This is a genomic window from Polaromonas sp. P1_E1_2 (assembly GCF_056406035.1).
The window spans coordinates 1-10037 of record NZ_JBFUAZ010000092.1; the positions used below are offsets into that span (position 1 = coordinate 1).

Annotated in this window: 2 protein-coding genes; both read left to right on the forward strand. The window is 62.4% G+C overall.

Annotated features, from left to right (window positions below; translation table 11 throughout):
- Window positions 1-18 precede the first annotated feature (18 nt).
- Window positions 19-9828, forward strand: coding sequence for a LysM peptidoglycan-binding domain-containing protein (locus AC1D1P_RS06990; RefSeq protein ID WP_477672503.1), 9810 nt, complete (start codon window positions 19-21; stop codon window positions 9826-9828).
- The coding region (locus AC1D1P_RS06995) for a hypothetical protein (protein WP_477672504.1) at window positions 9825-10037 on the forward strand (213 nt) is incomplete at its 3' end. The genes AC1D1P_RS06990 and AC1D1P_RS06995, both read left to right, overlap by 4 nt.

Genomic DNA, 10037 nt, shown 5'->3' on the forward strand with positions numbered 1-10037 from the left:
GTCAATGCACTGGGTGAGGTGATCAAGTATGTTTATGATGCGGCCGGCAACGTCATTGAGCGCGTGGCCTATGCCAACCGCGTGGCGATGTCGGGCGGCGGCGCCTGGGTGGCGGGAACCCTGCCCGCGCCCGTGGCAGATGCTGCCCATGACCAGCGCCTGCGCACTGTGTACGACCAGCTTGGCCGCGCCGTGCTGTCCGTCGACGGAACAGGCGCCGTCGTGCGGCAGACGTTTGACGGCAATGGCAACGTGCTGGAGCGACTGGCTTACGCCAGGCCTATAGCGCCGGCCACCAGTGCCACCGCTGCGGCCATCAACGCCGCCGTCGTGGCTTCCGGCAGCGATGTGCGCGAGCGCAATCTGTACGACCCGGCCAACCGGCTGGTGTACCGCGCCGACGGCGTCGGCGCCGTCACCCGCTTCGTCTACGACGCCAGCGGCAACGCCGTCAAGACCATCCAGTACGCCACGGCCATCGCCGGCTCGGCCGCGCCGGCCAGCGTCAGCGCCTCTGCCGCCGACCGCATCACCGTGTTTGCCTATGACAAAGCCAACCGCCAGACCTTCAGCGTCGACGCGCTGGGCGGCGTGACGAAATTCATCTACGACGCCAACGGCAATGTGGCGCAAAGGCTGGCCTATGCCGCAGCCATTACGCCGCCCACGGCAGCCGGCACGCCCAGCGCCCAGGCAATCCAGTCCGCGGTGGTCCCCGATGCCGTCAATGACCGCATCGAGCGCTTTGCTTACGACCTGGCCAACCGCAAAGTCTTTGGCATCGACGCCAACGGCGCGGCCACCGAAACGGCATTCGACGCTGCTGGCAACGCCGTGCAGCTCAAGCGCTACGCCGTGCTCGTCAATGTGTCGACCCTTGGCGCCACGGCCTCCGAAGCCGCGGTTCGCGCCTTGCTCGTGGCCGACGCGGCGAACGACCGGCTGGAAAAACGCGTGTTCGACGCGAGCAACCGCCAGGTCTACGGCGTTGACGCGCTGGGCTACGTCCGCAAGACGGTGTACGACGGCACAGGCGCTATCAAGGGCGTGACCGAATACGCCCTGGCCATACCGGCGGCCACGGCCGGCACGGCCAGTGCGATCGCAGGCGCCATCGTTGCTTCGGCCGCGAATGACCGCAGCAGCAGCTTCGTCTATGACGCCGCGGGCCGCCTGGCGGGCAGCACCGATGCGTTGGGCTTCACCGAATCGTTCACCTACAACGCCCTCGGCGAAAAACTCAGCTTCACGAACAAAAAATCTGCGACCTGGACCTACGACTACGACGCGGGCGGGCGTCTCGTCCAGGAAACTTCACCTCAGGTTGCCTTGACATCCGTGGTGGTGAATGCGAACGGCAACCTGGAGGTCAATGAGGCCGCCTCCGGCGCGGCAGGCATCGTCACGCGCCTGGCATACGACGCGCTCGGCAACCTCGTTTCCCGCACTGAAGCTTTCGGGCGTGCGGAGCAGCGGCTAACCAGCTATGAATACGACGCCCTCGGCCGGCAGGTCAGGACGACCTACCCCGCGGTGGGCGTGTACAACGCCGCCACCGACAACCTGACGACCAACGGCGCGACAGGCTTGGCCACCCGCACTGAAACGCAGCAGACGCTGTTCAGCCAGGTCAGCTACGACATGCTGGGAAACGCCATCGCCAACCGCGACGTCGCCGGCAACTTCAGCTACAAGGCCTATGACAAGCTTGGTAATGTCAGCTATGAGGTCGACAGCCTGGGCTTTGTGACGGGCTACACACGCAATGCCATGGGCGAGGTCACCCGTCTGGTGCGCTTTGGATCGGCGACGACTTTGCCGAGCGGCAACCCTGCAAGCCTGTCGGTGGCTCAGGTCGATGCCGCGGTCAACGCGGCAGGCGTCAACCACGGCATGGACCGCAACCTCCTGACCCAGTATGACCGTCTGGGGCGCGCTGTCCGGATCACCGAGCCGCAGACCTATGTCTACGACCCGGACGCCGCCAATGGCAGCCAGTATTTCATTGCGGGAAAAACCACCCGCAATACCTTTGACGCCTTCGGCAACCTGATCCGCGTCGCCTTGCTGAAAAACCCGGCGACTGATACCTGGACATCGACCACTAACTATTTCGACAAGCGTGGCCAGCAAACCGCCAGCGTGGACGCCTTGGGCTACCTGACAACCCAGGCTTTCGACGCCGCTGGAAACGTTAGCGCGCACACCGAATTCGCCACGGCGCTCACGGGCTGGAACAGCGCATCTCCCGCCGCTGCCGCGCCGACCGCCCCGGGCAGTGCCGACGACCGGACCACCCTATATATCTTCGACCGAGGCAACCGCAAGACCTCGGAAGTCAGGGTGAACGTCGAGTACAGCGACAACAGCAACGCGACCAGCGTACGCGGCAACCTGAGTACGACCTACGGATACGACAGCGTCGGCAACCTGACCCGCACGACTGACGCCGCCGGTGCCTCCACCTACAGCTACTACGACGCCATGGGCCGCGTCACCGCGATCGCCGCCCCTACGCGAGGGGGTGTGGCCGACGGCAGCTCGTTGACGCCCTTGACGGTGTTCCGCCGCGACGCCTACGGCAATGTGGTCGTCAAGACCGATCTGTCCAGCGGCGCCAGTGCCGCGAACGAGAGTGCTTACACGGCAGCCGCAGCAAATGCCGCAGACCGCACAACCATGGCGTACTTCGACCGCTCGGGCCATGTGACCCAGCTCGCGGACGCGCAAGGCTACAACCACTACAGCTCCTACGATGCGCATGGYAGCATCGCCAAGGAATGGCAAGCCGTCACCGGCAATGACGGTGTCACCAGAACACTGTTTCGGGCTTACCAATACGACAAGCTGGGCCGGCAGACCCACGTCATTGACCCGGCTTCCACCACCGTGCTGCAAGGTGGCCTCAACACGGTACAGGTCGGCTCAGCCACCACAGTAGCGGATGAGGCAGGATCGCTGACCCTGGTGGGCAGCAACAGCGTGTCCCTGACGTGGTCCAGCCTGGTCAATGCCGCGGGCGGCTTGGTGCGTGTCCAGGTCGACTACCAGACGCTATCGACCTACACCCCGATCGGCTCCAACGAGTCCGGCATTATCTATGGCGGCACGCCCAGCCATGCGGCGAGCCAGGTACAGGATTTCGGCGCCGCCGCCGCGAGTGGCGGTGTCACCCTCGGCTGGGGCAACGCCAGCGCGACGGACGGAGGCATGTCACAGCTCAGCTACATCCGGATCTGGCAACAGGATGCTGGTGGTAACTGGATCGCCAAATGGGAAGGTAGCGCGGCGCAGGCGACCGGTTCCGGCATCACCACCGTCAGCCAGGCGCAGGCCGGCGTGGTGGACACGGCGGTTGAGTACAACGCCTTCGGAGAGATGACGCGCAAGGGCGTCAATGGCGGCCGTCAGGAGTATTTCGACTATGACAACGCCGGCCATATCTGGCGGACCAACGGCGGTGACGGCGTCGACAAGGTCGCGCTCTACGATGTGCAGGGACATCAGACGGCCGACATCCGCAGCGCCGGCTCAGGCCGGGCCAATACCAACTTGCTGGCTTTCACCAGCGCTGACCAGGTTGCTGCGCTGACCGACGTGCGCCGCACCGACATGCGCTACGACGCAATCGGCCATCTCACGCAGCAGCTGCAGCCCGAGCGCCTGCAGACACAAGGCGGAGTGCTGGTGCGCCAGAACGCCACCCACGCTTATGTTTCCTCGTCTTCAAGCATCATCGGGCGCGACGAATCCGGCAACATCCTGGGCTGGACCGGCACCAATAGCGTGTCCCTGAGCTGGACCTCCCTCGCAAGCCTGGGCAGCGGCGACATCAAGGTAGTCATGGACTATGTGACGCCGGCCTACACCAGTCTTTTGGGTGCCACCATCATCGGCACCGACGAGGCCGGTCAACCCATCTATGCCAGGGACGAAGCCGGGAACATCATCGGAACGGTTGTGCAAGGCGGCGGTGCCGCTGGAAGTCGCAGCCAGATATTGACCGGCGATCAGGGGGCCAGTGGTGTCACCATGAGCTGGCAAGACCCTGCCGGCACCATCAATGGCGGCCTCAGCCGCGTCACGCGCCTGCAACTCTACAAAAAGGACCTGCAAGGCAACTGGCGGCAGATCAGCGACCAGACCAGCCTGGGCTACGCCGGCAACAGTATCGAAGTGGCCGTGCCGACCGACCCCGGCACAGACATCCAGCTGCAGTTGCGCCCTGCGGGAACGGCCGGAAGCGGCGGCTGGAGCAACGTCAGCCTGATCAATTTTGGCGATGCGCTGCGGCTTGATGCTTCCGCGCTCAGCGTCGGGAATTATGAATACCGGGTGTTGACCACGCCGCCCGGCGCTGCGACACGGACTACGGCCACCGGCACCCTGTCGATGGCCATGCCGGCGCTCTCGACCATCAGCGCACCGCTGGGGTTTGTCCAGACCGGCGTTTACGGCTGGGCAAGCCCGGGTGCGGGCGTCGAGCAAGTCTTGCGCGTCAGGCCTGCCGGCAGCACTGGTGCCTGGCAGGTCCGTACAGTGGTTCCGCGCGGTGGTGGCTATGACGGCGCCGACGTAAGCAACCTGGGTGCGGGCACTTACGACTACGAACTGCTCTGGACGCACGCCGGGGAGGGAGCTCCCTATGCGCACGCCACCGGACAGATCGCGGTCGTCGCGGCTTACACCCAGACCCAGTGGATCACCCCGGCCAACCCCGCCAACTACATTACCGGGTACACGAACGCCCAATACAGCGCGCCGGTCATGGTGCAAACGGTCACCTACAACGAAGCCGGTCAACCCGTCTACACCACAGCGTTAGGGGCCAATTACCAGTGGAGTGGCAATGTCGTTGTCGGCGTTCCTTACCCCGTGTGGACGCTGACCAGCTACACCACGGCGTACTACACCGTGCAGGTGCCGACACAAGGGCCGCCCATCATCGTCGGGTACGACGAAGCCATGCAGCCGATTTATGCGCGCGATGAAGCCGGCAACATCCTCTATCAGACGATCTACGTCCCCACGACTTACAGCTACCAGGCACCGGTGTATTCGAACGTGTGGTATTTGCCGCCGGACCCGGCCCAGTACATGACGGTCCCGAGCAAGCCCATTTACGGCCCACCCATCGCGTACCAGGTGGTTGTCGGGTACGACGAAAGCACCGGCTACATCTACGGCACGCAACTGGCCGAGCACTACCAATGGAGCGGCAATGTGGTGGTGGCCGTACCTTATGCGGTCTCTACGTATGTCCCCACGCAGTATTACGCCAACAACACGACGGTCGCGGGCAGCAGCTCGGTCAGTCAGAGTGCGGGTGCCCAGCTGGGGCAAACCGCCACGCAGAATGGGGACAGCCAGTGGGTGCGCCCGGTTGTCAACCAGAAGACCGACCGCTGGGGCAATGTGCTGGAGATCAACGACCCGCGTTCCGCCAACTGGAAAACCAGCTATCGCTACAACGCTAACAATGAACTGATCCAACAGACCCAGCCCGACAGCAACGGCAACCAGGGTGCGGCCAGCCCGGTGACCAGCATCTATTACGACCGCATGGGCCGGCAGGTCGCCATCAAGGACGCCAACGGCAACGTCAACGGCCAGGTGTTTGATGCCGCAGGCAACCTGGTGCAAGACATCCACGCGGACGCCGCTGTTTCCAGTTACCGCTACGACGCCTTCGGTAACCGGGTCAAGGCCACCGACGCGCGCGGGTTCGTCACCACCTTTAACTACGACAAGCTGAACCGCCTGCTCAGCACCGTACGCCCAACCGTCGGCGTCTACAGCGTCAACGGCGCCAATGCATTGGTCTACGTGGGCACCGGCGCCATCATCGAGTCCAGCACCTGGGACCAGGCCGGCAACAAGCTGACCGACACCAACGGCAACGGCGAGACACTGAGCTATACCTACGACCTGCGCGGCAACGTGGTGGCCACCCGCCAGCCGCTGGGCCAGACGGTGCGTGCCACCTTCGATCTGCAGGGGCGCAAATCCGGCGAGGTCGATGCCAACGGCTACACCAGCACCTGGAGCTACGACTACTTCGGCCGGCTGTACAGCCACACCGACCTGGGCGGTGCCAAGTACAGCTACACCTACGACAACGCGCGCCAGTTGACCTCGCAGACCAACACCCGCGGCCAGAGCCTGGGCTACGTCTACGACGCCGCAGGCCAGCTCACCCGCATCACCGACTACGCGCTCGGCAAAGTCACCAGCTATGCCTGGGACCTGGCCGGCCACCAGGTGCGCGAGCGGATGTCGCAGAACGGTGCGGTCTACCAGGACAACCACATGGCGTACGACGCCCTGGGCCGCCTGCGCTGGGTGCATGACACCCATGCGTTTGTCAACATCGACTACGACAAGATGGGCAACCGCACGCGCATCCAGACGCACGTCATCAACGGCGATACATCCAACGACAGCAACCGCTACTTCCAGTACGACGCGATGAACCGCCAGACCGTGGTGGATGCGGTGGACGCGGCCGGTAACCTCGGCACCCAGGGCCACCGCATCACCTATGACGGTAGCGGCAACCGCACCAGCGATACCTATTACGGGAGCAGCCGCGTCTATACCGTGCAGGTGGTGGACCACTACAACACGGTCAGCACCGGTGTTCCAGTCTGGGTTCTCAATGAGGCCGGCCAGCCGGTTCTGGACGAGTCGGGCAACCCCATCCCCATGCGGGACGAGTCCGGAAACATCGTCTACCAGACCCAGCAAGTGCCCGTGTACCGCACAGACTACGCCGCGGGCCAGGGCCAGACCACTGAGGCCTACAGCTACGACGGGCTGAACCGCCTGACCGGCGTTGTGCGCGACGGCGTGCAGCTGGACTACCGTTATTACGACGGCGCCAACCGTAACGTGCAGACCGGGCCGGCCGGTACCCTGCCGGTTGCCTATATCAACGCGCTCAACGGCGGCGCGTCCGGCGCCAGCGGCACCGAAACGCGGGTCAACCGCTTCGACGCCAATGGCCGCCTGATGCACCAGCGCGTGCTCAAGAGCGACAACAGTGCCAAGTACGAACTCGACTACAACAACTATGACGCGGCCGGCAACCTGCAAAGCTACACGCTGCAGAACTATGACGGCATGGCCTACACCAACTACTACAGTTACAGCCAGGCGCGTTACGAGGGCTACAAGGAAGCCAGCGTCTACGGCAGCAGCAGCTACTTCCAGCCGGGCACCACTACCAGCTATTACGACGTCAACGGCAACCTGTCCGCCATCACCGACAGCACCAACGGCGCCGCCAACCGGAGCTTCATCAGCGACGCAGCCGGCAAGGCCCTGTACACCAACCAGAACGGCCAGATCCAGCGCCAGCTGATCGTCGGTGGTGAGGTGCTGGGCCGCTATGGCAACGCCGGCAGCGGCGCCAACGTGGCCGACTTCAACTTCGGCTATCAGCCCATCAACGGCAATTACCCGTCGGCCAGCCCGGGCATCTACATCGTGGCACCCGGCGACACGCTGCAAAGTATCGCCAAGGGTGCCTTCGGTGACAGCTCCCTCTGGTACCGCATCGCGGAGGCCAATGGCCTGGCAGGCGACAACGACCTCAAGGTCGGCCAGACCCTGACCATCCCCAATCGCGTGGGGACGCTGAGCAACAACTTCAACACCTTCAAGCCTTACGACCCAAGCGCGATCGTGGGTGATACCACGCCTAACCTGCCAACGCCACCGCCGCCTGCGCAGGATGATGGCGGGTGCGGTGTCCTTGGACAAATTATAGTTGTCGTCATCACGGTGGTGGTGTCTGTTATGACCGGAGGCATCGGTGGCGCCATGCTGGGGTCGTTTCTAGGCCAAGTCGCCGGGAATGTGCTTGGCGTGCAGGACGGCATCAGCTGGGAGGCCATTGCCCTGGCTGGCATAAGCGCTGGCATTGCGCAAGGAGTGGAGGCGTTTATGCCAACACCGCTCAACGGGCTCACCACCGATTTGGGCAACGTGATTGTGAAAGCGGCGGTCACTAATGCCGTCACGCAAGGCATTGGTGTTGTCACCGGCTTGCAAGATCACTTTGACTGGCGTGGAGTCGCGGCCAGCGCGGTTGGCGCTGGTGTGGGTTGGGGTGTGAGCGAAGCGCTGGGCATTACCGCGAATGGCATACGCACTCAGGAGTTCAAGAGTRCCGACTTTGGTGAACGCCTCTTCAAGTCAGCGATCACCGGTTTGGCGGCTGGTACGGCCGCAGCAGTCGCACGCGGCGGCAGGATCGCTGTGCAGCAGATTGCGGCGGATGCGTTTGGCAATGCGTTGGGGGGGGCATTTGCGGACGACATGCTGACCCAAGGGCAGCAGCCGACAACGGGCGACTTTGCGCGTTTGGACCGCGCCAATGATTCAGCTCGCGCCCAAGATGAGCTTACGCGTACACCAGGAGACTTTGCGCGCTTGGACGGGGGCGGCTATCGGAGTGAGCCATATCAAGGACCTTGGACAGGCGGGCAGGACTGGGCGGAAGATGTCGCGGCACGCAGAGCAGGTAGGCCAAGTTGGGCTGCAATGCCAGTCATTTCACAGCCCCGTACCCATACCGTCCAAAGTGGCGACAATCCGGCAACCATCGGTCGTGCTTTCTTTGGCGATGAGCGAGCTGGTGCCGCGATCTTGGCCTTTAATGGGTTGAGTGCGTCAGTACAGGGCGCGCGCAACCTGCAAATTGGCCAGGTTCTGACTATCCCGAGTGACATTAGCGACTCCACTTTGAGCGCCGGTGGACGACTTATTGGCGCCGATACGGCCCTTCGGCAAAAAGAAGCCGCAGCGGCCTTAACCGCGGCTGCGGCGGCCGAGCGGCAACGTTTGGATGCATTGCAAGTAGGTGCATGGAGCGGCCGCACGAGTCTGACTGCAACCCCTACATTGACCGAACCGAGCCAAGCGTTTGTCGCACCCTATGACGAACTCGGCCTGTTCACCATGCCTGGTGCTGGGCCAATCTGGGGCGGAGTGGTTAATCCCGTTGCTAATGGCGTGTCGTCTGTTGTGAGCGGTATGGCCAACTTCAAGGCTGGGGCGCTCAATCAACTTGAGTACGAAGGTCAACTTGCGGCGCGTGCGGGTGATGACGCCGCACTGCGTAGCGCTGCCATGCGGCACACTTTTGTGGACYTGATGCTACCGGGCTCACCGCAGGAGGTGGCTTTGGGGGTTGCGGGTGGAGCGGTTATTGGCAAAGGGGTCAGTTTGTTGGCTGGCGCTACAACTCGCATTGCGGCTGAGTCAGTGAACTGGAAGTTCTTGACGAATGATATTGCTGGCGCAGTAAGTGACTATGCTGGCAATCTTTGGACAAAGATATCGCCGACTAGTTCGGGCAGCGCAACGTCTGAGTTCTTGACATTATTCCGTGGTGACGGTGTGCAGCTGGGTGAGTTCTACTCTAAAGTTGCACAAGCCCGTGGAATTGATGCCTCCAATCAGATGATCGCGAGTGCCGAACGCCAAGGCTCAGTTACAAATTTATTCGAGGACCACGGTCTAAATAGCGGAGACTCACCTTACATTGGGTTTTCTATGGCGCGCAAGGTCGCGGAGCGCTTTGCGCAGGGTCTGTCCAGAACAGAGAACGGATGGGTAACAGAAATCAAGGTGCCGAAGGATTTGTTCGAATTTAACTTTGAAAATCCAAATGGCTGGGAGAGAGAAATGCTGACAGCTACGCATCTCAGCGGTAAGTACATCGTTAGGCAATATCAGATGAATATGCCCAGCATAGCCAGGCAGGTGGGGGAATGGGGCACAACCCTTACGACTGCAACTCGTGATTGGTTAAACAAATGAAAAATTTGCTTGTCAACACGGCGTTAGTCATACCAATAGATATCGAGCGTATGGTCAATACTTGCCGATACTATTCAAATGGAAAGGTGAGGTTTGGTATTTACTCTTTTGGCACGGGGTTCTTTCCAAAAGGACCCCAGTTCGAGGAGCAAGGTCGTAGTGTGTGGGGTCAAGCTGCCACCACCCAAATGGATTTCGTCGTTAAAGAA